This window comes from Vibrio bivalvicida, from assembly GCF_001399455.2.
Taxonomy (GTDB): domain Bacteria; phylum Pseudomonadota; class Gammaproteobacteria; order Enterobacterales; family Vibrionaceae; genus Vibrio; species Vibrio bivalvicida.
Map to the genome: position 1 here is coordinate 456,383 of NZ_LLEI02000021.1, position 24,592 is coordinate 480,974.

The 24,592-nt window shown below is 44.1% G+C and carries 22 protein-coding genes; 11 read left to right on the forward strand and 11 right to left on the reverse strand.

The annotated features are described in order from the left end of the window. Position 1: 1 nt before the first annotated feature. The gene (locus APB76_RS07295; RefSeq protein ID WP_049844863.1) at positions 2 to 919 is read right to left on the reverse strand and encodes a DUF58 domain-containing protein; all 918 of its coding nucleotides are present in this window, start codon (positions 917 to 919) and stop codon (positions 2 to 4) included. A 9-nt stretch (positions 920 to 928) separates the two neighbouring features. Beyond that, a complete protein-coding gene (locus tag APB76_RS07300; protein ID WP_054962073.1) occupies positions 929 to 1,885 on the reverse strand; it encodes an AAA family ATPase in 957 nt (318 codons plus the stop codon). Between the two features lie 362 nt (positions 1,886 to 2,247). Between APB76_RS07300 and APB76_RS07305 the strand changes: the two genes are divergently transcribed. The 5 genes from APB76_RS07305 to APB76_RS07320 all read left to right on the forward strand — a co-directional run bounded on the left by APB76_RS07305 (position 2,248) and on the right by APB76_RS07320 (position 7,079). Next, complete coding sequence (locus APB76_RS07305) at positions 2,248 to 4,161, forward strand: methyl-accepting chemotaxis protein (RefSeq protein ID WP_049844865.1); 1,914 nt, start codon at positions 2,248 to 2,250, stop codon at positions 4,159 to 4,161. Positions 4,162 to 4,239: 78 nt separating this feature from the next. Next, positions 4,240 to 4,440, forward strand: coding sequence for a hypothetical protein (locus APB76_RS07310; RefSeq protein ID WP_049844866.1), 201 nt, complete (start codon positions 4,240 to 4,242; stop codon positions 4,438 to 4,440). Between the two features lie 224 nt (positions 4,441 to 4,664). Next, positions 4,665 to 5,828, forward strand: coding sequence for an anthrax toxin-like adenylyl cyclase domain-containing protein (locus APB76_RS07315; RefSeq protein WP_049844867.1), 1,164 nt, complete (start codon positions 4,665 to 4,667; stop codon positions 5,826 to 5,828). A 159-nt stretch (positions 5,829 to 5,987) separates the two neighbouring features. Further along, positions 5,988 to 6,113: a hypothetical protein gene (locus tag APB76_RS23380; protein WP_268808182.1), complete on the forward strand. Its 126-nt coding sequence runs from the start codon at positions 5,988 to 5,990 to the stop codon at positions 6,111 to 6,113. Between the two features lie 42 nt (positions 6,114 to 6,155). Beyond that, complete coding sequence (locus tag APB76_RS07320; protein ID WP_054962074.1) at positions 6,156 to 7,079, forward strand: LysR family transcriptional regulator; 924 nt, start codon at positions 6,156 to 6,158, stop codon at positions 7,077 to 7,079. 53 nt (positions 7,080 to 7,132) lie between these two features. On the opposite strand, the gene APB76_RS07325 is transcribed toward APB76_RS07320, so the two are convergent. Beyond that, positions 7,133 to 7,447 carry a hypothetical protein gene (locus APB76_RS07325; protein ID WP_054962075.1) on the reverse strand — a complete coding sequence of 105 codons (315 nt, stop codon included), beginning with the start codon at positions 7,445 to 7,447 and terminating at the stop codon, positions 7,133 to 7,135. 505 nt (positions 7,448 to 7,952) lie between these two features. Here APB76_RS07325 and APB76_RS07330 point away from each other — a divergent pair. Next, on the forward strand, positions 7,953 to 8,930 hold the full coding sequence (locus tag APB76_RS07330; RefSeq protein WP_054962076.1) for a DUF1852 domain-containing protein: 978 nt from the start codon (positions 7,953 to 7,955) through the stop codon (positions 8,928 to 8,930). A 23-nt stretch (positions 8,931 to 8,953) separates the two neighbouring features. Continuing rightward, entirely contained in the window at positions 8,954 to 9,982 is a 1,029-nt protein-coding gene (locus APB76_RS07335; RefSeq protein WP_054962077.1) for a methionine synthase, read from the forward strand. 82 nt (positions 9,983 to 10,064) lie between these two features. Here the strand turns inward: APB76_RS07335 and APB76_RS07340 are convergent, their stop codons facing one another. Then, positions 10,065 to 11,228 (reverse strand): GGDEF domain-containing protein, encoded by a 1,164-nt coding sequence (locus APB76_RS07340; RefSeq protein WP_054962078.1) that lies wholly within the window; start codon positions 11,226 to 11,228, stop codon positions 10,065 to 10,067. A 118-nt stretch (positions 11,229 to 11,346) separates the two neighbouring features. Continuing rightward, a complete protein-coding gene (gene pyrC, locus APB76_RS07345; RefSeq protein WP_054962079.1) occupies positions 11,347 to 12,375 on the reverse strand; it encodes a dihydroorotase in 1,029 nt (342 codons plus the stop codon). A 240-nt stretch (positions 12,376 to 12,615) separates the two neighbouring features. Between pyrC and APB76_RS07350 the strand changes: the two genes are divergently transcribed. After that, on the forward strand, positions 12,616 to 14,433 hold the full coding sequence (locus tag APB76_RS07350; RefSeq protein ID WP_054962080.1) for a hybrid-cluster NAD(P)-dependent oxidoreductase: 1,818 nt from the start codon (positions 12,616 to 12,618) through the stop codon (positions 14,431 to 14,433). Positions 14,434 to 14,478: 45 nt separating this feature from the next. On the opposite strand, the gene APB76_RS07355 is transcribed toward APB76_RS07350, so the two are convergent. Beyond that, on the reverse strand, positions 14,479 to 15,390 hold the full coding sequence (locus APB76_RS07355; RefSeq protein ID WP_054962081.1) for a sensor domain-containing diguanylate cyclase: 912 nt from the start codon (positions 15,388 to 15,390) through the stop codon (positions 14,479 to 14,481). Between the two features lie 134 nt (positions 15,391 to 15,524). Next, entirely contained in the window at positions 15,525 to 16,424 is a 900-nt protein-coding gene (locus APB76_RS07360; RefSeq protein WP_054962082.1) for a DMT family transporter, read from the reverse strand. Between the two features lie 99 nt (positions 16,425 to 16,523). On the opposite strand from APB76_RS07360, the gene APB76_RS07365 reads away from it, so the two are divergent. Then, on the forward strand, positions 16,524 to 17,312 hold the full coding sequence (locus tag APB76_RS07365) for an AraC family transcriptional regulator (protein WP_054962083.1): 789 nt from the start codon (positions 16,524 to 16,526) through the stop codon (positions 17,310 to 17,312). Here the strand turns inward: APB76_RS07365 and APB76_RS07370 are convergent. Together APB76_RS07370 and APB76_RS07375 are read right to left on the reverse strand one after the other, a co-directional pair. After that, positions 17,304 to 18,227 (reverse strand): M14 family metallopeptidase, encoded by a 924-nt coding sequence (locus tag APB76_RS07370; protein WP_054962084.1) that lies wholly within the window; start codon positions 18,225 to 18,227, stop codon positions 17,304 to 17,306. The genes APB76_RS07365 and APB76_RS07370 overlap by 9 nt on opposite strands. Positions 18,228 to 18,371: 144 nt before the next feature. Then, positions 18,372 to 19,019 carry a DsbA family oxidoreductase gene (locus tag APB76_RS07375; protein WP_054962085.1) on the reverse strand — a complete coding sequence of 216 codons (648 nt, stop codon included), beginning with the start codon at positions 19,017 to 19,019 and terminating at the stop codon, positions 18,372 to 18,374. Positions 19,020 to 19,296: 277 nt separating this feature from the next. Here APB76_RS07375 and APB76_RS07380 point away from each other — a divergent pair, with 277 nt between their 5' ends. After that, positions 19,297 to 20,649, forward strand: coding sequence for an alpha-amylase family protein (locus tag APB76_RS07380; protein WP_054962086.1), 1,353 nt, complete (start codon positions 19,297 to 19,299; stop codon positions 20,647 to 20,649). Positions 20,650 to 20,700: 51 nt separating this feature from the next. Here the strand turns inward: APB76_RS07380 and APB76_RS07385 are convergent, their stop codons facing one another. Then, a complete protein-coding gene (locus APB76_RS07385) occupies positions 20,701 to 22,569 on the reverse strand; it encodes a methyl-accepting chemotaxis protein (protein WP_049844880.1) in 1,869 nt (622 codons plus the stop codon). 94 nt (positions 22,570 to 22,663) lie between these two features. Beyond that, positions 22,664 to 23,266: a hypothetical protein gene (locus APB76_RS07390; RefSeq protein ID WP_049844881.1), complete on the reverse strand. Its 603-nt coding sequence runs from the start codon at positions 23,264 to 23,266 to the stop codon at positions 22,664 to 22,666. Between the two features lie 188 nt (positions 23,267 to 23,454). Between APB76_RS07390 and APB76_RS07395 the strand changes: the two genes are divergently transcribed. Then, a complete protein-coding gene (locus APB76_RS07395) occupies positions 23,455 to 24,555 on the forward strand; it encodes a 1-acyl-sn-glycerol-3-phosphate acyltransferase (protein WP_054962087.1) in 1,101 nt (366 codons plus the stop codon). The last annotated feature ends 37 nt before the right edge of the window (positions 24,556 to 24,592 follow it).

The following is a 24,592-nucleotide window of genomic DNA, read 5'->3' on the forward strand; positions in this document are numbered from 1 at the left end:
GTTAAAGTCCATGTAATTGTTGAGTCAATGCAGCATCACTAGAGAGCGACGAAAAACTGATGCCCATCCTTAGGGCCATTTTTTGTAGTTGAGTCTGCTGCTGATCAAACGCCTTTTCTATACCAAGGCGAGTTTTGCTAGAAGAAAAATCAAGCCAGCGTGTTTGCAGTTTATTAGAGACTTTTTCTGTCCCCCTATAGGCGGTGTACCCTCTTTCTAGAGGATCACTAATTTGAATCATGCGAACGCGATTGTGCTGACTTAGGCGGCTAAGCTTGGACTCATGTGTGTTGTTAAATCGAGAAAAATCACTTAAGAGAATAATCTCACTGCCTTTGGGGCAAACTCGTGCAAGTGCTTGTAGAGCGTGGTTCACATCGTAGATAGCCCCTTTCTTCTCAGACAATTGTTGCTGGTGAATGTTAACCAGTGACTGTATTAAGGCTAATGCTCCTTTGTTGCGAGCAGTGGGTTTTAGCTCGATAAGTTGCTCGCCAGTATCAATCACAGCCCCTACTCGGTCTTGTTGAGAGATACTAAGCCAAGCAATCAAACTCGCCATATGCGCCATTTGTACAGACTTCAGCATCAACCTTGACCCAAACATCATAGACGCAGATAGATCAAGATAAAGCACAATCGGTTTTTCACGCTCTTCAGAAAAGAGTTTGGTATGTGGCTTCCCCGTACGGGCCGTGACACGCCAATCAATGGCACGAATATCATCACCTGCTTGGTATTGGCGAACTTCGCTAAAATCCATCCCCCGGCCTAGTTGGCGGCTTTGATGCTGGCCTAACATCTGTGCCCATAAACTCTTGGCAGGTGGCAACCATTGAATGCACTGTTGCTTATAGTAGAGAAGTTCATTAAGAGTGAGATTAACCCCATCACTGTAGGGAGGTAATGTGCTATTCATCAACTCTACCTAAGCGCTACCGACGAGCGACAACAGCTTATTTATGACTTGATTAGGAACTATACCTTCCGCTTGTGCCTGATAGCTGAGCAACAAGCGGTGACGCAATACAGGAAACGCCATTGCTTGTACATCTTCAGGAGACACAAAATCTCGACCGTTTAGCCAAGCATGGGCGCGAGCACAGCGATCAAGAGCAATTGTCGCACGCGGGCTGACGCCCATCTCTAGCCATTGCTGCAAAGAATCATCGTATTGGCTTGGCTGACGCGTCGCCATCACTAAGCGAATAATGTACTGCTCAATCGTCTCGGCCATATGGGTCTCTAGCACTGATTGGCGCGCGGCGAAGATATCGGCTTGTGATATGTTGGGAGGCGCGATTTTGGTCTCACCTTTCGCTTCACCTCGGTTTAAGCGCAGAATTTCTAACTCGCTTTCGGCATTAGGATAGTTAACGTCAAGGTGAATTAAGAATCGGTCGAGTTGCGCTTCAGGAAGTGGATACGTACCTTCTTGTTCGATTGGGTTTTGCGTCGCCATAACCAGAAACAGCTCGGGGAGCTGGTAGGTACTGCGGCCCGCAGTAATTTGTTTCTCTGCCATTGCCTCAAGCATTGCTGCTTGCACCTTGGCCGGAGCGCGATTGATCTCATCGGCTAAGATCAACGAATTGAAAATAGGCCCTGATTGAAAGGTAAACTCACCTGTTTCTGGGCGAAAAATGTCTGTACCTGTTAGATCGGCGGGAAGTAGGTCGGGGGTAAATTGGATGCGATGAAAGTCACCTTCAATACAGTCCGCCAGTGATTTAACGGCTCTGGTTTTTGCAAGACCCGGAGGACCCTCAACCAATATATGACCATCGGCTAGGAGCGCGACGAGCAGTTGATTCACCAATTCGCTCTGACCAATGATTTGGCTATTTAGGTATTCGCGTAGTTGTTGTAGAGCGTGTGAATTCATGATCTTGTTTCTCCTCATTTTTTCACTTAGTAGCTCGTTAGCTTAAAAAGTTCCGCTCAAGATTAAGGTTAAATTTTGAGTGACGGAATTATCATCATCTGGAATTTCAAGCTCCAGAACAAGTGCAATTATTTCAGATAGTTAAAATATGGGGATAAAAATCTCAGATCCAACTTTTCAATATTGAAAACTTACCTCGCATGAACTGTGTCACGTCAGTGGCTAAAAACCATTCACCTGGTGATTATTTGGTAAAGAAAATTGTCAATTAGTCGATATACTAAGCTGATTGGAGTAAGCGCTCTTACGTGGGGAGTGTTTGCCAATACATAATTAGATAATTGCTTCTTAAGGCAGGACAAATGGAACTAAACTCAATTAGCATAAAACAGAAAGTAGTGGCTGGTATTACCTTCGCTGTTTTAGCATCGACCATTATTGTAGGAGTGATGGCTCAACGCCAAGCCCGTGACGTGCTTGAGCACCGACTGATTGATATTGAGCTGCCTTCTATGCTCGAACAAATCAGCAGTCAAATAGATAACGAAGTTAGGCAACTCTTATTCGCTGCGGAACAGATTGCCAACAACGAGTTCGTTAAACAGGCAATTGACACAACGGATATCTCGCCAGAAGTAGAAGCTCGATTGGTAAAACAACTTAACAATGTGCGTTCTCAATACAATCTAAACGATGCTTCTGTGGCTAATCGTGACACCGCGTATTACTGGAACCAAAATGGTTTCTTGCGTCAGCTTAACCAGCAGCAAGACGGATGGTTCTTTGGCTTTACTCAATCTGGCAATACAACGTCAGTCAGCATCTTCCAAGAAGCCAATGGTGACGTGAAGATGTTCACCAACTATCAAGTACTAAATGGTATGTCGATGTCTGGTTTGTCGAAGTCAATGGATGACATGGTCGCGTTATTAAACGGTTTTAAGATTGAAAAAACTGGTTTTGTCTTTCTCGCTGACGCAGCTGGTACGGTGCAGATCCACCGCGATAGTAGCAAAGCCAAATCGACTTTAACAAAGTTATTCGGCAACGAATCTTCGGCGCTATTAGGTAAATCGAGCTTCAATCTAATCAATACAGAGTATGAAGGTCAGAACGTATTTGTTGCTAGCACTTACGTCCCTTCTATGGATTGGTTTGTTATTGGTGTCGTTCCTGTTGAAGAAGTGTTTGCAGACTTAGATGCCGTAGCTAAGCAAATGATGTTCACAACAATCGTTGTTGCGGGTCTATTTATTTTTATGGGAATTTTCTTAGCAAATAGCATTGCTCGTCCAATCCGAGAGATCGCAGCACGCTTTGCGGATCTTGGGAAAGGCGATGGTGATCTTTCTCAGCGTATTGAAGTGAAAGGCAGCGATGAAATTGGCCAATTGTCTGATGGGTTTAATGGCTTTATAGAGAAGATCCATGACTCAATGAAAGAGGTGGCTTCAACTAGCCATGCGCTGCAATCTGCGGCTGATGGTGTATCAAATAAGGCCAATACCACCCATGACAACAGCCAAATCCAACGTGATCAAACCATTCAAGTGGTAACGGCAATCAACCAAATGGGTGCGACGATTAGTGAAATTGCGGGTAACGCGGCTACGGCGGCGGAAACAGCCAATCATGCGTCAGATAATACTGAAGTGGGTCAAAAGGTAGTTAGCCAGGCTAAAGACGCGATTAGCCGTTTAGCGCTAGATATAGAAAACACTGGGCAGGTCGTAGAGCAGTTAGCATCGACTACGCAAGAAATTGGTTCCATTTTGGATGTTATCCGCGATATTTCAGAACAAACCAATTTACTTGCATTAAATGCGGCGATAGAGGCTGCGCGTGCGGGCGAGCAAGGTCGCGGTTTTGCCGTGGTAGCTGACGAAGTACGTAACCTAGCCAGCCGTACTGCAGATTCTACTGAAGAAATTCAGAAGATGATTAATCAACTTCAAAGCGATGCCAAAGACGCAGTAACCGCGATGGCAGCAGGTAAGAGTGTCACAGGTGAAGGTGTTTCTGCCTCTGATGAGGCGGTAGAGGTTCTGGTTAATATCTCAGAGCGCATTCATGACATCTCAGATCGTAATACTCAAGTTGCTACCGCAACGGAAGAGCAGTCTACCGTGGTTCATACCATCAATCAGAACATTGAAGAGATTAATGCAATTAACGAAATGACCACGGGGACAGCAGAAGAGCTTGCGGCAGCAAGTGCTGAGCTTAAAGAGCTTTCGCTTCGCCTTGATACAATGGTTGGCAGCTTTAAGCTATAAGCACTTTGCAACACTGGTATAACTGGGTCTAAGTCGTTAAACTTAGACCCAGTTTTTATTTATAGGGTAAGTGGGATCATGAGTGATTTCGAAAAAGAACTAGAGCAGATGTCACAAGAGATGGGCGATGAGCCTGAAGTGGCGCTACCATCGCTGGGAGAGCAAAAAGCGATTGCCGCAGAGCTAAAAAAGCTTGAAGCAGAAGGCAAGCTAACACCTGAAGTACTTGAAGAGTATTTTGGTAAGTTCTACACAAAAACTGATACACCGATTCATTAAGCTACAGCGTCTTAAAAGGCATGTATCACAGTTTCTTAAGTCGCCGAAGGCGGCTTTTTTTGTACCTAAAAACGTCGGAGTATTCAAAATGATATGCAACAAAATGATTTGTTTGACTCCCTTGATGCTCACCGATAACCTAAATGTTGAGCCCATGCACCTGTAGAGTTACAGCAACTTAGGTGAATGCCTTGTTCAAGAATGATGAATAAAGGAAGTGAACAATGTTATACGGAAATGCCGCGGTTACTGAATCAGGGATACCTCTCGCACATGGCGCAGTGTTCAGCCAAGTTGCTCGTAATCAGAACACTATTATTATTTCAAGGTCGGTAGGTAAATACGCGACGCAATTGATAGAGCAAAGCTATGCGACTAAGGGTTTTCACGTTAAAACCAAATCATGCAACTGGGGGCCAATGGCTGGTTTTGTTTTGGCGGATCCTCGTTTTTCCAAAAATGGTGCCGCTCCAGACAAAGTGAGAAGCCAGCTTAAAAGTATCAACAGTGCAATGAATGACGGTGCTACTTTAGCTGGGCTTTATATTACTGAAGCTAGACGAACTGCGTTACCAGCCCTATTCCTTGGTGATGGTACGACGACATATGTAGAGCGATATATTTCAGATAATGAGCGCCTCATTACCACTTCTAAAGGGAATTTGACTCTAGAATTTGTTTTAAAGAAACAGCTTCCTCACCGAGTGCCTGGTGCTGGCGCAGTTCGCGTTTGGGCGGTGTGCTATAGACATCGACATCACCATCCTGATGAAAAGTTTCTTGGGCCGAGAGTGAGTACGAGTTTCGGTAAGCTTTATCAAGTTATGGGTTTGACCGACCCAAGAGGAGATAAGGCGACAAAGGCGACTTATCGAGGTGTCATGACTGGTGATTATGATTTGTGGGGATGCTTTCCTCTGAAATCTCTCTATGAACCGCAAGGCCAAGATCGACGTAAGGTTCTTAACTCGAACTCACAGCTGTTTGACTACGATACATTTGGTCAGCATGAAAACCGTCATACAGGGAACATGACTCAGCGTATACAAACCATTCGCAATAAGCTTAATACAGGATTCAAAGGGGCTGGTTATCAAGGTGGGAATATGGTTCATCATAGTGATGAAGCAGGCCGACCCATGGTAGATAATTTAGAGGTTGATGCGGTCGCATTCTTTCCAAGTGGAGAGATCATGTACTTCGCTTCAGTCGCGGAATATAACGATTTTATTGCTATTACCAGAGCGCTTGGTTATCAACCCATCATCAATGCGTGGTGGCATGTGTATCGTGAAGCCGATCAAGCACGTATGAGCAATATTCTTGCAACCCGACATGCTCATGTTGGTATCTTGAATAGTATTAAGGCCCGAGGTGCTTTGGGCTGAGTCACAGCCCAAATCTTTCTAGTCAGAGAATGTTGAGATTTGGCTTTGGTTGATTTAGGCTCTCTTAAAACCGCTAGATCTGTTATCAGTGCATCATGAATTGATGTTAGAAAGCCGCAAATAGCGGCTTTTTTGTTGCATATAGTAAAAGGATTCTCCATGTTTATTTTGTATCGTTTGCTTAAATTAGCAATTATCTGTGCGGTATTTTTTACCATCTACGACTTTATTGCATTTGGTGAGATTACATGGCTTGAGCGACTACTTAGCTCGTTGAACGTCTAGGGTTAGTATTACAGTATTCGCAATGATGAAAAAGGTAAGCTAATGGATTTAGCAAGCAGACTGACGATGCTGTTAGAGATTTCAAGAACAGGTTCATTTGCTAAAGCGGCAGACAAACTTAATATTGATCGCTCAGTGCTTTCTAAGCAAATCAAGCAGCTTGAAGAACATTTGGGTGTTAAGCTGATAAACCGTACTACGCGGTCAATGTCTCTCACACGTGTTGGGAAAAGAGTCGTTGAACAAGCCGAAAAGGTTACCCAAGTACTTGAAGATACCGTAAGCATCGCCGATTCGTATCATAGCGAGCCAACCGGGCATCTGCGGGTTTCTAGTGCCACTATGTTTGGCCGTATTTACTTGCAAGCGGCTATTGAAAGGTTTTTAAAGAAGTTTCCCAAAGCTTCGGTCGAGCTCCTACTCAATGACGAAAGAGTTGATGTTATTAGCGAAGGCTTCGACATCGTATTTCGTATCGGCCCTATGAGAGACTCGTCGATGATTGCTAAACCTCTGGCTGAAAATAAAATGGCCTTGGTGGCATCAAGAGAATTTATAGAACGTCACGGTATGCCAAGTACTCCGGACGAGCTAGTCGCGTTGCCGAGTGTCATTTACGCAAACCGAAGTATTGTTACTGACAAGATTCAATTTGTCGATCGCGAGTCTGGGCAGTCGACAATATACCCCATCAAATCAAACTATCGCGTGAATGAGGCAGAACTGATAGTAGAAAGCGTTAGGGCTTCAATTGGCTATGGTCACATTGCCCAGTTTATGATCTCAAAAAACATAGAAGAAATGGGCTTGGTGCAGCTATTACCCGATTATACGATTCCGTCATTTGGTGACATTTACGCTATGTATACGCATCGCAAGCAGTCGGTACTTGTTACTTCATTTATTGAAATAGTTCGAGATGTGATTGGTACTCCCCCAGTATGGGAAGGGAATTTTAAATCTTAAATAAGCAAAAGCCCGATGTACACTCGGGCTTTTTGACATCCATGTATTTCTGTTTAGAACGATGTTAAGTAACGTTGTTCACGCACTGCGACACCATTCTCATCTTCGATTTCGAATGTGAACGAGCGACCGTGGTCGAGTAAGTTTGCTGCCATGAAGGTTCCTTTTTCACCTGTGGTGAAGTATTGGGTACCGTTGCCTTTCACTTTCACTTTTACATCGCTAACAGGTTCGCCATTTTCAAGTACAGTCACAATTGCTTGATTATCGATTGTTTTAATTCTAATTGATTGCTCTTTCGCTGGCATTGCCGATGCCATTGTAGAAGTTAGTGCCGCAATAAGTAGAGTCGCGATAGTTGTTTTCATAATCTGATTCCTTTGAATGCTTTTATCTTAAGAGCAGTTGCTCTTGGTGTGGGAAAGATTATGTGACATTTCTCAAGTGTGATAAATATCACATTGTGCATTTCACTGTTGCAAAAATATCTATAATAAATAGATTGCCTGAATGTATGGGACTTTATGTTGGATGAGGTTTATCGGTAAGTGCCCAAACTAAGAGCGAGTCAAGTAGATAATATTGTGTCCCACTGTATCGTTTCGTTGCAGCTTCCCTTGATGAAAACACCTCATTGAAAGTCATTATGAATATCCTTCATGCTGCACGTGAAGTAATACCATTGTTATTCAACTGCGAATCAACGTTATAAAGAAATCTACTCTTATATCTAGCCAGAATTAGTCCCTCTCGACTAGAGCTGCTTAAGATCCAAACAAACGGCGTACAAAACTGACTAGAAAAATCAAAAACAAAATGGAAAGAGTAGGAACTAAACCAGCTTTCATCTAAGGAAATAGGATACACAACGTTATGAGCAAAGACTTCACATTTAGCATCAAGAGCCTCAGTCTTGATGAGAACTACAGTCCGTCAGACAGTACTCGTATTACGACTAACTTCGCTAATCTGGCAAGAGGCGAGAGTCGACAAGAGAATCTGCGCAATGCACTCAACATGATTAATAATAACTTCAATGCTTTGGCACATTGGGATAACCCTAACGGGGAGCGTTACTCTGTTGAGCTTGAAATCGTTTCGGTTGATATGGACATTGAAGCGGGTGCTGAAAGCTTTCCTTCGATTGAAGTGCTGAAGACGTACATCGTTGACCATAAAACAAATGAGCGTATTGAAGGTATTGTCGGCAATAACTTTTCTTCTTACGTACGCGACTACGACTTTAGCGTTTTGCTCCTTGACCACAACAAAGACAAGCCTAAATTCACAATTCCAGATAACTTTGGCGACCTGCATGGCAAACTATTTAAGCACTTCGTTCGTTCTTCAACCTACAAGCGGAACTTTAAAAAGCTGCCCGTAATTTGCTTAAGTGTTTCAGATAACAAGACTTACCATCGAACTGAAAATCAACACCCTGTACTTGGCTATGAATATCAGCCTAATGAGTCTTCTCTAACAGAACAGTATTTTCAGAAAATGGGGCTACAAGTTCGTTACTTTATGCCGCCAAATAGCGTTGCACCGTTTGCATTCTATTTCTTTGGTGATCTGCTAAACGACTACACTAATTTAGAATTGATCAGCACGATCAGTACCATGGAAACATTCCAGAAAATCTATCGTCCAGAGATCTACAACGCGAATGCAGTAGCGGGTAAATCTTACCAACCGAGTTTAAAAAACAGTGACCATTCTTTAACACAAATTGTGTATGACCGCGAAGAACGTAGTCGATTGGCAGTGGAACAAGGGAAGTTTGCACAAAAGCACTTCATCAAGCCTTACCAAACAGTGCTAGATCAATGGTCTGCTAGTTACGCTTATTAATAATAATGAGAACAAATAAAAGCATGAAAACACTATTACCGACTTCTACGGCAGGAAGCCTGCCAAAACCTTCTTGGTTAGCGCAGCCAGAAACGCTTTGGTCACCTTGGAAGCTGCAAGGTGAAGAACTAACAGATGGCAAACAAGATGCACTTCGTTTGTCTTTGCAAGAACAGCAACATGCGGGCGTGGATATTGTGAGCGATGGTGAGCAAACTCGTCAGCACTTTGTCACAACTTTCATAGAGCACCTCAGTGGCGTTGATTTCGAAAGCCGTCAAACTGTTAAAATTCGTGACCGTTATGAAGCAAGTGTCCCGACAGTCGTAGGGCCTGTTAGCCGTCAAAGGCCTGTATTTGTTGAAGATGCTAAGTTTTTGCGTCAGCAGACAGACAAGCCGATCAAATGGGCGTTGCCTGGTCCAATGACAATGATTGATACGCTTTATGACGACCATTATAAGAGCCGTGAAAAGCTCGCGTGGGAATTTGCCAAAATACTCAACCAAGAAGCAAAAGAGTTAGAGGCTGCTGGTGTAGATATCATCCAGTTTGATGAACCCGCTTTTAATGTCTTTTTTGATGAAGTCAATGACTGGGGAATTGCTTGCTTAGAAAGAGCTATTGAGGGACTAAATTGTGAAACGGCTGTCCATATTTGTTACGGCTACGGTATTAAAGCCAATACAGATTGGAAGAAGACGCTGGGCACCGAGTGGCGACAATATGAAGAAGTCTTTCCAAAGCTGCGTAACTCTAACATTGATATCATTTCGCTGGAGTGCCATAACTCTCGCGTGCCGATTGAACTGCTTGAGCTCATTCGCGGCAAAAAAGTGATGGTTGGTGCGATAGACGTCGCTACAGATTGCATTGAAACGGCTGAAGAAGTTGCTAACACCCTACGAGAGGCACTTAAGTATGTTGATGCGGACAAACTTTACCCTTGTACCAACTGTGGTATGGCTCCTTTATCTCGTGAAATTGCTCGTGGTAAATTGAGTGCTCTACAGGCGGGTGCAGAGCTTGTAAGGAGAGAGCTTACAGCGTAGTACACGGAGTAATCACTGAATCAATGCCCAGTGCCGTTAATGCTCCTTTCTGGGCATTGACGATATTTGGGTACTCTATACGTTAAGTGTACTGACTCACGACAACTCGATTTCTTCCTTGGTTTTTTGCATCGTACAGGGCTTTATCGGCGCGTTCTATCAATACTTCCCAGTGTTCCCCTTCTTGTAGTTCACTGACCCCAAAACTCGCGGTGCAGAATTCTCTGTTACTTGGCAGCATAGTGGTACGTCCTATAACACTGCGTAGCTTTTCAGCAACAATTTGGGCTTGCTTTAGACTAGTTTCTGGAAGAATGATCAAAAACTCTTCCCCTCCGTATCGAAAAGAAAAATCGTTTTTCCGCGTTTCAATGCGTAGAATTCTTCCAATTGTTTTTAGTACATGGTCTCCTGCCTGATGTCCGTACATGTCATTGATCTTTTTGAATTTATCGATATCAATTAGGAGTACTGAGAGAGGATGTTCAAAGCGCTGCGCTCGGGCGACCTCTTTAGGGGCGAATTCTTCGAGTGCTCGCCGATTGTAAAGGCGAGTTAGCTCGTCCTTAAGTGAGGAGTCATAGATGGTGGCGACAAGTCGCCCGGTTAGCATCCAGGTTATGGCAAAACCTATAAAGATGATCATCGTCATTATAGTGATAAAAGCGAGCTGTTGGATCCAATTTGCTACCATGAAATCGTCTATTCGGTCTGCAAAAGGGAGCATGATTAGACGAAATACACCGTAAAGGGCATAGATACTCATCCCTAGAGTCAACAACCACTTAGATGGTGCTATATCTTCTCTAGAACCTTTCTGGTTAGCGTAGATAGCCAAAAAACTTAGGCCGGAGGTGTAAGAGGCCATAATTGCAATTCGAGCGTCAGTCGATGAAGAAAAATGGGTTAAGTAAGTCAGTAAGATGACAATAAGTGGAAGAGAATAGTAGCCGCAATTCGCTAATGATACCGAGTACCCCCTCAGCAAGCATATGCCGTGCAGAATGAGTATAAAACTCAGGGCAACGATTGAGTTAGCGAGTACTTTAGATACCCACAAAGAAACATTGTTACCAAAGCTCATCAACATAAACCCTAAACCAAGTAGAAGTAAGGCAAAGGCGATTAAATTGATACCGTTAAATCTGGGCTGAAGAGTTTGAATCAAAGAGAGGCCGATGCAATACGTCAACGAAAGAAGTACGCATACAACGGATAGCGTTGGTATATCTAACTCAATAAGCATAATGACCCCAGAAAAGCACTACATTGAGTTTAGGTTATATTGACAAAATGCTAAATAAAAACCCCGGTAACTAATAGTTGGTTACTGGGGTTTCTAGTTTGTTGTTAAGGATTAGTGGTTACTTAACTGTCCACTTGATTTCTTCACCTGCGCGGATTGGTACAACTACATCACCACCAAATGGCATGGTTTCCGCTACAGACCAAGCCTCTTTAGTCAGTGTTACTTTGTCTTGGTTGCGTGGAACGCCATAAAAATCAGGGCCATTATGGCTTGCAAAGGCCTCTAGGTTTTCTAGCCTACCTTCTTGCTCGAATACCTCCGCGTATAGCTCAAGTGCAGCGTGCGCAGTGTAAGAGCCTGCACAGCCACAGGCCGCCTCTTTCATGCCTTTGGCGTGTGGCGCAGAGTCTGTACCTAAGAAGAATTTTTTGCTGCCACTGGTTGCCGCTTCAATAAGTGCTTGCTGGTGGGTATTGCGCTTAAGAATCGGTAGGCAGTAAAAGTGGGGTTTAATGCCGCCAACTAACATATGGTTGCGGTTGTAGAGTAAGTGGTGCGCAGTGATGGTTGCTGCAACATTATCGTTAGCATTTTTTACAAAGTTTGCTGCGTCTGCTGTTGTGATGTGCTCAAGAACAATCTTTAAGTTCGGGAAGTCATTTACAATTGGAGCGAGAACCGTGTCGAGGAATTCTTTCTCACGGTCAAATATATCCACATCGTGGTGAGTCACTTCACCGTGAACAAGGAGTAACATCCCTACTTCTTGCATAGTTTCTAGAACGTGATAGATGTTTTTTGCTGATGTCACACCAGAGTCAGAGTTGGTTGTTGCGCCGGCAGGGTATAACTTTGCAGCGACTACAGCACCTGATTCTTTTGCCTTTCGGATCTCTTCTGATGTTGTGTTGTCGGTTAGATAAAGCGCCATTAATGGCTCGAATTGCTCACTTGGCTTCTCTGCCATGATACGTTCACGGTAAGCCAAAGCCATTTCGGTATTGGTAACAGGTGGGACAGTGTTTGGCATGATTAGCGCGCGCCCGTTGTAGCGGCTAATATCTCGCACGGTATCCTTTAGCACCTCACCATCGCGTAGATGAACATGCCAGTCGTCAGGACGTGTGATCGTAAGTGTTGTCATTATTGCTCCCACCATTTTAAAGAGTTGTCTGATTGGAGCCCAAACGGCGCGAAAACTGTGAAGGCAAACGCTTACGCTTAGGCGACAGGATGATAGAGCAAACTGCCGTGCATTTCATCTTCTTTTTTGTATGTCGCATTATTTGACCAATATCTGTTGGTAAACACTGCAGTGAATCGTTAGCTCCTACAGACTAATGGAGTATAATGTCCATACAATAATTCTAGCTTAGGATAAGCAATGTCAGCTCCAACTCTTTCTCAAATCAATGTCTATCCGGTTAAATCGGTCGGTGGAATTTCCCTTTCAACCGCGTGGGTTGAAAAACAAGGTCTTATGTTTGACCGTCGCTTTATGCTTGCACTGTCTGGTGGCTCAATGGTAACGGCGCGAAAATATCCGCAAATGGTCACGGTACGTTCTAGCTTAACGCCGGATGGGGTGATTTTCACGGCGCAGGGTCATTCCGCGCTGAGGGTTTGCTATACAGATTTTAAGATGCAAGAAGCGCCAGCTCAGGTCTGGAAGGATAATTTTGTTGCTTATACCACAACAGACGAAGCTGATGACTGGTTTAGTCGAGTATTGGGACAACGCGTCGAGTTGTTGTTTAGCGGTGAGCAGTCTAACCGCGTGCGTGAAAAGCTTGGTCACAATGTTAGTTTTGCTGACGGTTACCCTGTTCTGGTGATTAGTGAAGCATCGTTAGCTGAGCTAAATCACCGTAGCCCTGAAACTCACTCTATGGATCAGTTTCGAACTAACCTTGTTGTTGCAGGCACAGAAGCCTTTGGCGAAGATGGTTGGAAGCGCATTCGCATTGGTGAGGTTGAATTTGAAGCGGTGAAACCTTGTGAGCGTTGCATCTTAACAACCGTAGACGTCGAGAAAGGTGAGTTTCGAGCCAGTAAAGAGCCGCTCAACACACTTTCTCAGTTTCGTGCAAACGAGGGCGGTGGAGTTTTCTTTGGACAGAACTTAGTTGCCAAGAATGAAGGTATGATTCATCAAGGTGACGTGGTTGAAGTCTTAGAATATAAGGAGAAAGAGCTTTATCCTGATAACTCGCCAAAACAGCTTCTGATGACGTGTGTTGAGCGAGAAGAAATTGCTCGTGATTTTGTTACCTTTTGGCTTGAGCCTCAACATGGTGAACTACCTGTCTACCAGCCAGGGCAGCATCTACCTATTTCGATTGTTATTGATGGCGAAAGCGTTGCGCGTCGATATACGTTATCCTCAAGCCCTTCTCGACCGGGGCGACTTGCTATATCAGTGAAACGTATTGATGGCGGGCGCATATCAAACTGGCTCAGCGACAATCTTAATATTGGTGATACGCTGACTTGCGAGCAACCCGATGGTAGTTTCCACTTGGGTCAAAAGCATGGTCAACCGCTTTTACTTCTTTCAGCTGGTAGTGGCGTCACACCGATGTTGTCTATGCTGCGCTATCTGTCTGACCATAATCAAGTGAATGATGTGGTGTTCTATCATCAATGCAGCAATGTTGAAGACATTCCATGTAAGGAAGAGCTTGATGATTTGCGTCGCAAGCATGAAGGTTTAACCGTTCTTTTTTCTTTATCTCAAGCTCCGACGGATTGGTTTGGACTAAAAGGACGTTTAACTTTAGCGCACCTTAAGCAAGTTAAAGATATCGGACAGAGACAAGTGTTTGTCTGTGGCCCTGATGGTTTTATGCAAAAAGCCAAGAACCTACTACTTAAAAAAGGACTACCAGAGGAAAATTATCACCAAGAAGCATTTGGGGTGGCGCAAACCTCTCAGCAGCCGTTCGCTGAGCTGACGTTGAGTGTTAATGGGCATGTGTTTACTGGCAATAATCAGAAAACCTTGCTTGAACAAGCAGAAGAGGCGGGTGCTCCAATCGCAAATAGCTGTCGAGCAGGTTTATGTGGCGCATGCAAGGTGACGCTAGAGTCTGGAAAAGTACACCAGCCCGACGTCCCTGCTATACAAGATCACGAACGGAACATGGGTGTTGTACTTGCTTGTTGCTGTGTACCTGAAACTGATATCGAAGTGGTCAGTTAAGTTCCTATTTAATAAAGTCAGCCTCTGATAAAGGGGCTGACTTTATTACTCAATAACGCTTTGATTTCTCCCTAAGTGTTTAGCCTTATATAGCGCATCATCGGCCCTACGGTATAGATCTAGAAATTCACTGTCATTGGGAGAGAGTTGTGTAACGCCACAGCTTAGAGAGAAGGGGGACTCTAAGACATTTAGTTCTGATTCAAGAAATTGATTGCGTAGCCGCTCTGCAACTTCATGTGCCTCTTTTCCTGTTGTATTGTTAAGTACTATCAAAAACTCTTCACCTCCAACCCGACCACAATGATCGCTTTTACGTAAGTTGTTGTGGATGATATTGGCAAGTTCGACGATCACGTTATCGCCAAAATCATGGCCGAATGAATCGTTGACGCGTTTGAAGTGATCAATATCGATGATGATACATGAGAGAGGGGAGTCATGCTGTGTCGATTTTTGATAAGAAGATTCAAAGTATTGCCAGATTTTACGACGATTGTAGAGTTTTGTTAGTTCATCCGTATAGGCTTGCTCTGTAAGTTTTTCCCTTAGTTCGACGATATCGGTGATATCGGTAGCAACACCAATTAGACCAATAACTTGCTTGGTCTTAGAATGTATGATTGGCTGCTTGATGGCACGGTAAACACGAACCTTTCCATCCGTTACAGCTAAAGCTCGTTCTTCATTAACTACCTTCTGGCCAGAGTTAAACACCATCTCATCGGTTTTTAGAATGTCGGCCAGCATATGTGGCTCAAAAAAAGCGTAATCCGTTTTACCTTTAAGATCTTTTAACGTGGTGTTAAACAGCTCCAAGGTAAGTTGGTTGGCATAAAGGTATTCACCTTGGCGATTCTTTACAAAAACGTAAGAGCCAATCTCACTCAGAACTATCTCATGCAATGTAAAATGGTCGTGATTATATATCTCTTCAATATGCTCCAATTCGATCATTTGACCTCCACTTGGAATGGGGTCTAGCCAATTTTTGACGCGGATGTATTGCTGATTCTTATAATTACCTGAAATTGTGAAGTGAGATATGCAAATCAGGTTATTCAACCATATACCTATTTAAGCGAAAGATCCTATGTCTGCTTAACATTTTCTAACGTATTTTTCCCTGCTCGTTTGAACTTAAGTTGTGACAATATGACGCCAGATACTACCAATAGCCCCCCCATTAGATGGTAATCATGGATTGTTTCACCAAGCATAGTGGTCGCCAAACTAATAGCGACGATAGGCATTAAGTTCATAAACATTGCACTAGAATCAGCACCAATAAGATCAATCGCCTTTACCCACATCCAAGGAGCAATCAGTGAGGCAGTAAGACCAGCGTATGCGATTAGAGGCAATGCTTGCTGACTCGGGATGAGATTATCACTGGTCAGCCATAGCGGAACCAGCATAATCACGGCGAGAATGCCCTGCATGTAAACCATAGTCCAATTTGACAGCGGCATTTTCCAGCGCTTAAGTAATACACAGTAAGTGGCATAAGAAACGGAAGCAATCAGCATGATCCCGTCACCTTGAGTGATGTCCTGATTTAAAAAGAATCCGACATCTCCCTTGCCTAACATAAAAGACAACCCGGCCAAGGCGACCACCCCCCCTACAATACTCAGCGGTGAGATGGGTTTAGACAAAATTGGAACGCTGATAAAAATCGCTATCAGAGGCACCAGCGAAGTAATAAGTGCCATATTTGAGGCGGTGGTGGTTAAACCAGCGTAGTAGCCTAGAGATTGGTTTAATACCATGCCTAGCATAGCCAGGAATGTGAGTTTGGTAAGGTAAGGACGAATTACTGCCCAACGCGCGAACACTTTAGGTAAACAAAAAGGTGTCAAGACGGCAATGGCGACAAACCAGCGATAGAAGCTCATGGCACTGGGTTCAATCACACTTGCCGCCATTTTATTCACGATGGCGTTGCCACCCCATATAAATACGGTAAATAGAGGAAGTAAGTAAACCATGTGAACACCATCGCATTATTATCAGTAGAAGATAGTCTGACAGGTCGATATAATTATATATATCCTTAAAAAGACATTGTGAGTCACAGGAAGACAAGTTTGAGAAAATCGGCAAAACACCTTCACCCTTCATTATCAATCGACAAAGCGCCATCAGATGTGTTTATGAATTTTGAGGCTTTTCTATCCAACACTGAAACTCGAATGCACAGCCATCCATGGGGACAAGTGCAGCTGATCAGTGGAGGGATCTTAGAAATGGAAGCAGAAGATACGCGATTTCTTGCACCCCCTCATTTAGCCATTTGGGTTCCTGCTGGTATCAGGCATACCAGTTTCAATAGAAAGCCACTTTCATACTGTTCCCTCAATATTGCTCAAGCTTATACTGAGAATTTTCCAGATTGTACGAGTCTAATTAAGGTGACGCCTATTGTGTCGGCGATTATTGACGATTTTCGCCAGCGCAGTATTAATGTTGCAGAGTCAGAGCAAGATAGGCGATTGGTGCAGGTGTTACTGGATCAACTAGCCACAAGAGATACTCAGCATCATTTCCTTCCTTCAACCGACAATAAATATTTAGTAAAAATCTTAGCGGCGGTAGAAGAAAACCCGATTGACAATACTAGCCTATCGATATGGGCTGAACGCGTGCACACCACAGAACGCACCTTAGCTAGGCATTGTCAGGCTGAACTAGGGATGAGCTTTACCGAGTGGCGTTTAAGAGTACGCTATCTCTATTCAATGGAGTTGCTGAGAAAAGGGCACTCGGTAAAAGAGGTGGCACTCACTCTTGGTTACAACCAAGCAAGCCCGTTTATTGCGATGTTCAAGAAATACTCTGGGCAAACCCCAGAGCAGTATAAGGGGCGGTTACTTTAGTTGAGTCAAAACATAATCAAGTCCACCCACAATTGCGGCGACTTGAGCGTCATTACACTCTTCGTCAGTCACTTTCGGGCTATCTGGGTAAACTTCCGTCGTTGTGCCATAGGTGCATGTCGTTACACCGCCACATAGGCCGAGCTTAACCATTGGGTAGTTAATCACGCCGTGCTGAACCACAGATGAACCAATAATCTCCCCTTTATCGTCAGCTGGAGCGATGTGAGTCACTTTACTGACTGACTCAATCACCGCAGCTTGAAACTCTGGCTGAGGGTTCTCAGTGTCACCCACAGTGTAAAAACCATCCGGAATCATACCTTCGATGTATTCGATACCATCACGAGCGGCTAGGGCAGGGCGAAACTCGGTTTCGTCACTGTCTGTGGTTTCATGTAGGTCAATGTGAACCAGTACATCTTGGCCCAATGAGGCAACGAGCTTCATGAGGTTTGCAGATTCTTCTGCAGGAGAGTCTTTATAGAACGAGCGGTTTGGATCAAGCGCCAATGGGTTCCAACGGTTGATCACTTCATAGCCCCATGGGCTTACACAAGGAGCAATCACAATGTTGAAATGTTCGCTGTACTTTTCCATTTCGTTGGCTGCAAACTTTAAAGCGCCGTGAACTCCACTGGTTTCATAGCCGTGAACGCCACCCGTGATTAAAACCACAGGCTTATGCTCTTGCCAGTTATTTGATTTAATGCAGAAAAGCGGGAAACGCTCTGTGTCATAGGAAAGCGCGCCATATTGCTCTACATTAAACTGTTCTGCAAGCGCCTGAATTTTTGGCACAACTTCTTTTTGGTACTCACGTTTAATCGTGGCTTGCTTACGCCAAGCAACTCGCTCTGTATCGCCCCATTTCTGACCTGGGGTTCCGATTGGATAAATGTAAGAACTGCGCATTACCTTGCCTTTATCGTTGTGTATGTAGAAAACGTCAAACAGCATAGTGTGCCTGTTTGGGTCAGGCAAATATTACCCAACAGATTAGCAAAGATTGACGCTTTTCTGACATCCTCGTCTCTGGCGGTCATGCCTGCTGAAAACTTAGTCTTCTAATTGGGTTATTTGGCGGATTGCAGAAATTAAGAGTTCGGTTGTTTGTGCACCAGAAATTAGGTGTTTTCTGTTAATGATGATGGCTGGCACCGCGTTAATTCCCGCCTCAAGCCATTGTTGTTCAGTAGAGGCGACGGCCTCCGCCCAGCTTTCGTCTCCAATAACATTGCTTGCTACTGCTTCATCGAGTTCTAATGCTTTTGCGCAATCGAGCAAAGTATTAGGGTCGCTGATGTCTTTTCCATCGGTAAAGTAGGCTTTGAATAGAGCTAACTCTAAATCAAATTGCTTGTTTTCACTTTGCGCCCACATTAAAAGCTGGTGAGCTTTACGGGTGTTGTAGATCCGAGTGTCATCCTTGAAGTTAAATATAAAGCCAACTTCAGTGCCGAGGTTAGTCAGAGTCTCGCGGGCTGAGATGCTTGTTTCTGGCGTAGTGCCATATTTTTCTGCTAAATGTTCACGCAGATTTTGACCATCGCCCCCCATTGCAGGGTTAAGCTCGAAAGGATGCCATTGAATGTCCGCCTCGACTTTATCTGCGAGTGATGTCAGGGCAAGCTCTAAACGCTTGTAACCAATAATGCACCAAGGACAAACTACATCAGAAACAATATCAATTTTAATTTTCTTCATACGCTAATCCTTGAACATCATAGAACAGAGTATAGCGGTGTCATTGTTGAGTTTTTACTAAACACCTCACTATTTCGAGAATCTACGCCTAAAACCTACTACGGCAAAAAACAATAAAAAGGGGGAGAGCCTGACGTGATTGCTTTGCTAGGATAAGAAACAGTGATCACTATAGGCTTTCTAGTAGCTTAGTTTTGCGTTGGTTGAATATTAGTCAAGCTGACATAGGCCATTTGGGTAGCGTCGTAGTGATATGGATCTTGTAAAGGAAATCGTGATGAACAATTCTCACGCGACAGACGTTATTCTGCATGCGTTTGATTGGCCATATGAAATGGTTGAGCAACGAGCGCGTCAGATACATCAAGCGGGCTATAAATACGTACTTGTTTCACCACCAATGAAATCATTAAAAAGGGAAGCAGGGACCAAATGGTGGCAACGCTATCAACCGCAAGATTATCGGGTCATCGATAATCAGCTGGGTAATACAGAATCATTTGTCAGTATGCTTGAGGCGTTATCGTCTTATGGTGTTGGTGTTTATGCTGATGTGGTGTTTAACCATATGGCAAATGAATCGTCTATGAGAAAGGATCTTCAGTATCCAAATAGTTCTGATATGCAGGATTACCAGAACGGCGCTGAGTATTATGAGCAGCAGCGCTTGTTTGGGGATCTGAATGAACCGCTTTTTGATCATCAAGACTTTGTAGAAGCATTTGGGATCGAAGATTGGGAAGATCGCTGGCAAGTGCAAAATGGTCGAATTACCGGTGGCCCTACTGACCCTGGTTTACCAACACTCAGGGTTTGTCCCCATGTCGTGCACCAACAGCAGAGCTACTTAAAAGCACTAAAAGCAGTTGGCGTTAAAGGGTTTCGTATTGATGCAGCAAAGCACATGACTTTGGAGCATTTGAAACAGGTATGGACGGACGAAATCTGCCAAGATATTCATATTTTTGGTGAGATCATTACTAGTGGTGGTGCTACCCAGCCAGAATATGAACTGTTTTTGCAGCCTTACTTAGCAGAGACCCGATTGGGGGCATATGACTTCCCGTTATTTCAGACCATGCACGATGCGCTACAAGTTGAGGGCAGTCTAAAAAGCCTTGTTGACCCTTACTGCTTTGGCCAGGCGCTATCTGAATCGCGGGCGATTACGTTTGCTATCACTCATGACATTCCTAACAATGACGTTTTTGCTAGCTTAGTGATGAGTGAAACGCAGGAATGGCTAGGTTATTGTTATTTGCTTGGTCGAGATGGCGGTGTACCACTTATCTACACTGACTTAGACACTAGCGGTATCGTTAATGATGAGAAGCAACCTCGTTGGTTAACTGCATGGAAAGATGAGAAAATGATCGCAGCGATTGATTTCCACAATCGAATGCATGGATCTCAGATGAAGATTATTGAAGCTTCTGACGATCTCCTGGTATTTAGCCGCGGAAATGAAGGTTTAGTGATCATCAATAAATCTAAACGCTCTCAAACGATAGAGTTTAAGGCGAGTTGCGAATGGGTGGATCTTCTAACACTTGAGAGTTTTGAACCGAAGCAAGGCCAATGTAAAACAACTGTAGAGTCAAATACGGCAATGATGTTGGTTGCCATTTGAGGCAAAAAAGCGCACAAGCTAAGCCGTGCGCCTTTTGCTATCTAATCTTGATTAAACAGTAAACTTATTCAAGATAGAGTCTTGCTCTCGAATATTTTCTGTTTGCGCTTGCATAGCTATATTGGCGTTTTCAGCCGCGTCTGCCACTTGAGTGGAGAGGTCTTTGATCTTCACTGTATTGCCGTTGATTTCCTCGGCGACTAAGCTTTGCTCTTCTGCGGCAGAAGCGATTTGAATATTCATATCACTGATTTGTTGAATCGCATCGCGAATACTTTCCAATGCCACGTTAGCTTCTTGAGCGCGCTCTACAGCAGTCGTCGCGGTACTCTTACTCATATTCATTGCGTTCGATACTGAACTCGCGCCTGCTTGCAGTTGCTCAATCATATTGCGTATTTCAGTTGTTGACTCCTGAGTGCGCTGCGCTAAGGTTCTAACCTCGTCTGCAACTACCGCGAATCCTCGACCAGACTCACCAGCACGGGCGGCCTCAATCGCTGCGTTAAGGGCGAGTAGGTTGGTTTGGTCTGCGATGTCGTTTATCACCTTCAAGATGGTTTCAATATTATCTGTCGCTGATTCTAAGACTTTTACTTCTTCGACTGCTTCGTCGATTTTTTGCGATAAATTGTCGATAGCATGAGTCGTTTCACTGACGACTGCCGTACCTGTACTGGTGGCTTCATCTGCTTCACGGGCGGCGGCGGCGGCACCTTGAGCGTTATTGGCAACATCACCTGAAGTAGTCGCCATTTCGTGCATTGCCGTTGCGAGCTGTTCGAGTTCATGAAGTTGGTCTTGCATGGCTGATGCAGACTCTTGTAGCCCCATAGAGGTCATTTCTGAGCCGCGTAAAATCTCTTCACCAATTGCTTTTGATTGAGTAATGAGCTGCTGAAGTGTTCCGGTAAACTCGTTAAACCCAGACGCCAGTGTTGAGAACTCTTGGTCAGTATTAGTATCGAGTCGCTTGGTTAAATCCCCTTGACCTGTCGCAACATCTTGAATGGCATCGCCGAGCGTGTCGAGTGGGCGCATAAGAGTTTTAATCAGCACTAGTAAAATAACGATACTGATGACCAAGGCAATTATGGTGTAAATGATAGAGCTGTTACGGAGATCTGCTAAAGATTGATACGCCACTTCTTCATCAAGGACGACCCCAATATACCAGTCTTCTCCGGGTACTTTTGAAAAATCGAGCGTGTAAGCTTTACCATCGATCATTGCTTGTTGTGGGTCATCTTGGATCGGCGCGTTGCCCAGATAGTCGGACATAGGCTTGCCATTAAACTCGGTGGTAGGGTGGGCAATGGTTGTACCATCGCCGGCGACAATAAACACATAGCCAGCATCGAACAACTGCACCTTATTTACCACTTCAGCAAGTGCTGCAAGGCTCACATCGTAAAAAATGGCCCCTATGAATTGGCCGTTTTCACGTACGGGCGTTGCAATCGAAACAAGAATTTCTCCGGTTGCCGAGTCCGCGTAGGGAGCTGTAATAACGAGTTTCCCCGAGTTCTTAGCATCAATGTACCAAGGGCGCACTCTTGGATCCCAAGTCGGCCCTGGATTCCACGAAGGATCATTGTTGATGTTGGAACCATCTTTCTCAAAGCCCAAACCTGCTAGTAGAAAGGTGTCTTTAACAATAGGGCGAGTGATAACAGATGAGACTGCGTCAGGAGATAAATCCACTTCGAGCATACTTGTAGCGTACTCTGCGATGGCTTTGCGTCCATAAATTTCAGCGGCGGTAGTATTTCGGACACCGTCTACAATCTCGGTTACACTCGAGGTAACTTGCGTCTTAATTTCGCTTTTGACGGTATGGTATTGCTGCAGAGTTAAAAGGGTGACAGTCGCTAAAAGCAAGACAGACGAAGCGGCCACAATCTTATGGCTGAATTTCATTTCACGATCCTCATCTATAAATAAAGCAAATACTTATAGATCTATAGTTATGAAATGGGTATTCAGCCAGTAAAAACTAGAACTTTTATATCAATTAGCGACCTAGGACTGTTTGCTCAAGGTTAGTGAATAATGTGTCGTCACCATTAAATAGCGAATCTACGACAACAGGACGCTTTTTACCCGACTGCAGTTGCTTGTTGGCTTCTCTTACAAGTAGCACCAACTTTAGTTCATTGGATAAGCTAGACGACTGCTCTACCTGCCATTGATTAACTTGCTGAGTGTATTTCGTTGTTTTCAATTCGGGCTTGAGCGCGGTGAGTTCTGTTTGTACCACTTTAAGCAAGTCGATCTGCTCTTCACGTTTAGGTTTGAGTTCATCTAAACGATTGAGCAAGGCCGTTAGCAACGCATTTGCGTTAATGTAGCCCGCTTGCTTAGGAAAACGTCCAGCGACGCGTGAGGAAACAGCCACAATATTTGTGATCGTATTTGGTGTATAGCTCAGTGAAGTTAGTGTCTCGCAAGGAAGCCAGAAAGACTGCCCTGGCTCAAGCGTATATTCTATCTTTCCAAGCTTGACTAACACCAAACCTTGCTTAACGCTGATAAGTTGATGTTTTAGCGACTTCTTACGTGGAGTACAGACAAGAAATTCGTTAAGTTCAGACTGGAAAGAAATAGCGTAGTGCATGAGGTTCATCTCTAATTTCGGGCCGCTAAGATTAACGTTTATTGGAAAAAAAGCCAACTTTGTGCAGGAGATGACGCAAATTCCGATAAATGAGCTGGTCTGACCTTCACGAATCTGAGAGAACTATAGCTGCCAAGAACGGTTTCTATGCGTAGAATAGTCCAGCTTTTTACCTAATGTATAAAATAATGACGACAAACACCGACCCATTTATTGAAATTCGTCCTTACAGTGATGACGAAATTCCAGCGGCAATTGACCGCTTAGTCAACGATGAAGAATTCATCAGTGCGATTTTGCAGCACCGCTTTTCAAACCACGCAGGTTGGTTTAAGACGCTCATGTCGCCTTTAGTTAAGATCTACTTAAAGATGAAATGGTCAAAGCTGAATTCCGTTGAAACTATTCAGTTAGAAGTGAAGAAGTATCTTGATCAGACTCTTAAGTCGACAACCCAAGGCGTGACGTACAGTGGTTTGGACAAGCTCGATCCCGAGCAAGCTTACCTGTTCGTTTCCAATCACCGTGATATTGCAATGGATCCAGCACTGGTTAACTACGGCCTGTACCAAAGTGGGCACAAAACTGTTCGTATTGCGATTGGCGACAACTTACTAAAGAAGCCTTGTGCAACAGAGTTGATGAAGCTTAATAAGAGTTTCATTGTGAAACGTTCGGCGAAAGGGCCGCGTGAAATGATGAAAACACTAGGTACTTTGTCTGGTTATATCAAGCATTCTCTCGAAACAGGTCACTCTATTTGGATAGCGCAAAAAGAGGGCCGCGCGAAAGATGGTAATGACTTTACCGATCCAGCCATTTTAAAGATGTTCCATGTCGAAGGACGCAAGCAAAAGCTCTCATTCCCTGAATACATCAAGTCATTAAAAATTGTTCCTGTCGCGATTTCATACGAGAACGATCCATGTGACATCGCTAAAGCGCTTGAGTTGCATGCCAAAGACTCGGTCGGTAGCTACGAGAAAGGGGAGTTTGAAGATATCGAGAGTATCATTCAAGGTATTGTCGGTGATAAAGGTCATGTACATGTTGGTTTTGGTGATGTAATTGAACAAGATTTTGAAACACCAGAAGCACTTGCCGAAGAAATTGATCGTCAGGTGCACGCGAATTACAAACTGTTCCCAATCAATGAGCTTGCTGCAGGTAATGAAGACGTGAACGATGATGTGAAAGCGACAATGGCTGAAAAGCTCAACTTATTACCACAAGGTGCGCAGCCATTCTTAGTGGCAAGTTACGCTAATCCGGTAAAAAATCGCCCGTAGAAACAGGAAATAGCCTCTCGATTGAGAGGCTATTTTG

Coding starts and splice junctions, on each gene's coding strand:
- APB76_RS07295 (WP_049844863.1), bottom strand. CDS start 919: ATGAATAGCACATTACCTCCCTACAGTGATGGGGTTAATCTCACTCTT.
- APB76_RS07335 (WP_054962077.1), top strand. CDS start 8,954: ATGAAAACACTATTACCGACTTCTACGGCAGGAAGCCTGCCAAAACCT.
- APB76_RS07390 (WP_049844881.1), bottom strand. CDS start 23,266: ATGCACTACGCTATTTCTTTCCAGTCTGAACTTAACGAATTTCTTGTC.
- APB76_RS07310 (WP_049844866.1), top strand. CDS start 4,240: ATGAGTGATTTCGAAAAAGAACTAGAGCAGATGTCACAAGAGATGGGC.
- pyrC (WP_054962079.1), bottom strand. CDS start 12,375: ATGACAACACTTACGATCACACGTCCTGACGACTGGCATGTTCATCTA.
- APB76_RS07300 (WP_054962073.1), bottom strand. CDS start 1,885: ATGAATTCACACGCTCTACAACAACTACGCGAATACCTAAATAGCCAA.
- APB76_RS23380 (WP_268808182.1), top strand. CDS start 5,988: ATGTTTATTTTGTATCGTTTGCTTAAATTAGCAATTATCTGTGCGGTA.
- APB76_RS07320 (WP_054962074.1), top strand. CDS start 6,156: ATGGATTTAGCAAGCAGACTGACGATGCTGTTAGAGATTTCAAGAACA.
- APB76_RS07350 (WP_054962080.1), top strand. CDS start 12,616: ATGTCAGCTCCAACTCTTTCTCAAATCAATGTCTATCCGGTTAAATCG.
- APB76_RS07360 (WP_054962082.1), bottom strand. CDS start 16,424: ATGGTTTACTTACTTCCTCTATTTACCGTATTTATATGGGGTGGCAAC.
- APB76_RS07370 (WP_054962084.1), bottom strand. CDS start 18,227: ATGCGCAGTTCTTACATTTATCCAATCGGAACCCCAGGTCAGAAATGG.
- APB76_RS07325 (WP_054962075.1), bottom strand. CDS start 7,447: ATGAAAACAACTATCGCGACTCTACTTATTGCGGCACTAACTTCTACA.
- APB76_RS07355 (WP_054962081.1), bottom strand. CDS start 15,390: ATGATCGAATTGGAGCATATTGAAGAGATATATAATCACGACCATTTT.
- APB76_RS07315 (WP_049844867.1), top strand. CDS start 4,665: ATGTTATACGGAAATGCCGCGGTTACTGAATCAGGGATACCTCTCGCA.
- APB76_RS07385 (WP_049844880.1), bottom strand. CDS start 22,569: ATGAAATTCAGCCATAAGATTGTGGCCGCTTCGTCTGTCTTGCTTTTA.
- APB76_RS07340 (WP_054962078.1), bottom strand. CDS start 11,228: ATGCTTATTGAGTTAGATATACCAACGCTATCCGTTGTATGCGTACTT.
- APB76_RS07330 (WP_054962076.1), top strand. CDS start 7,953: ATGAGCAAAGACTTCACATTTAGCATCAAGAGCCTCAGTCTTGATGAG.
- APB76_RS07305 (WP_049844865.1), top strand. CDS start 2,248: ATGGAACTAAACTCAATTAGCATAAAACAGAAAGTAGTGGCTGGTATT.
- APB76_RS07375 (WP_054962085.1), bottom strand. CDS start 19,019: ATGAAGAAAATTAAAATTGATATTGTTTCTGATGTAGTTTGTCCTTGG.
- APB76_RS07395 (WP_054962087.1), top strand. CDS start 23,455: ATGACGACAAACACCGACCCATTTATTGAAATTCGTCCTTACAGTGAT.
- APB76_RS07380 (WP_054962086.1), top strand. CDS start 19,297: ATGAACAATTCTCACGCGACAGACGTTATTCTGCATGCGTTTGATTGG.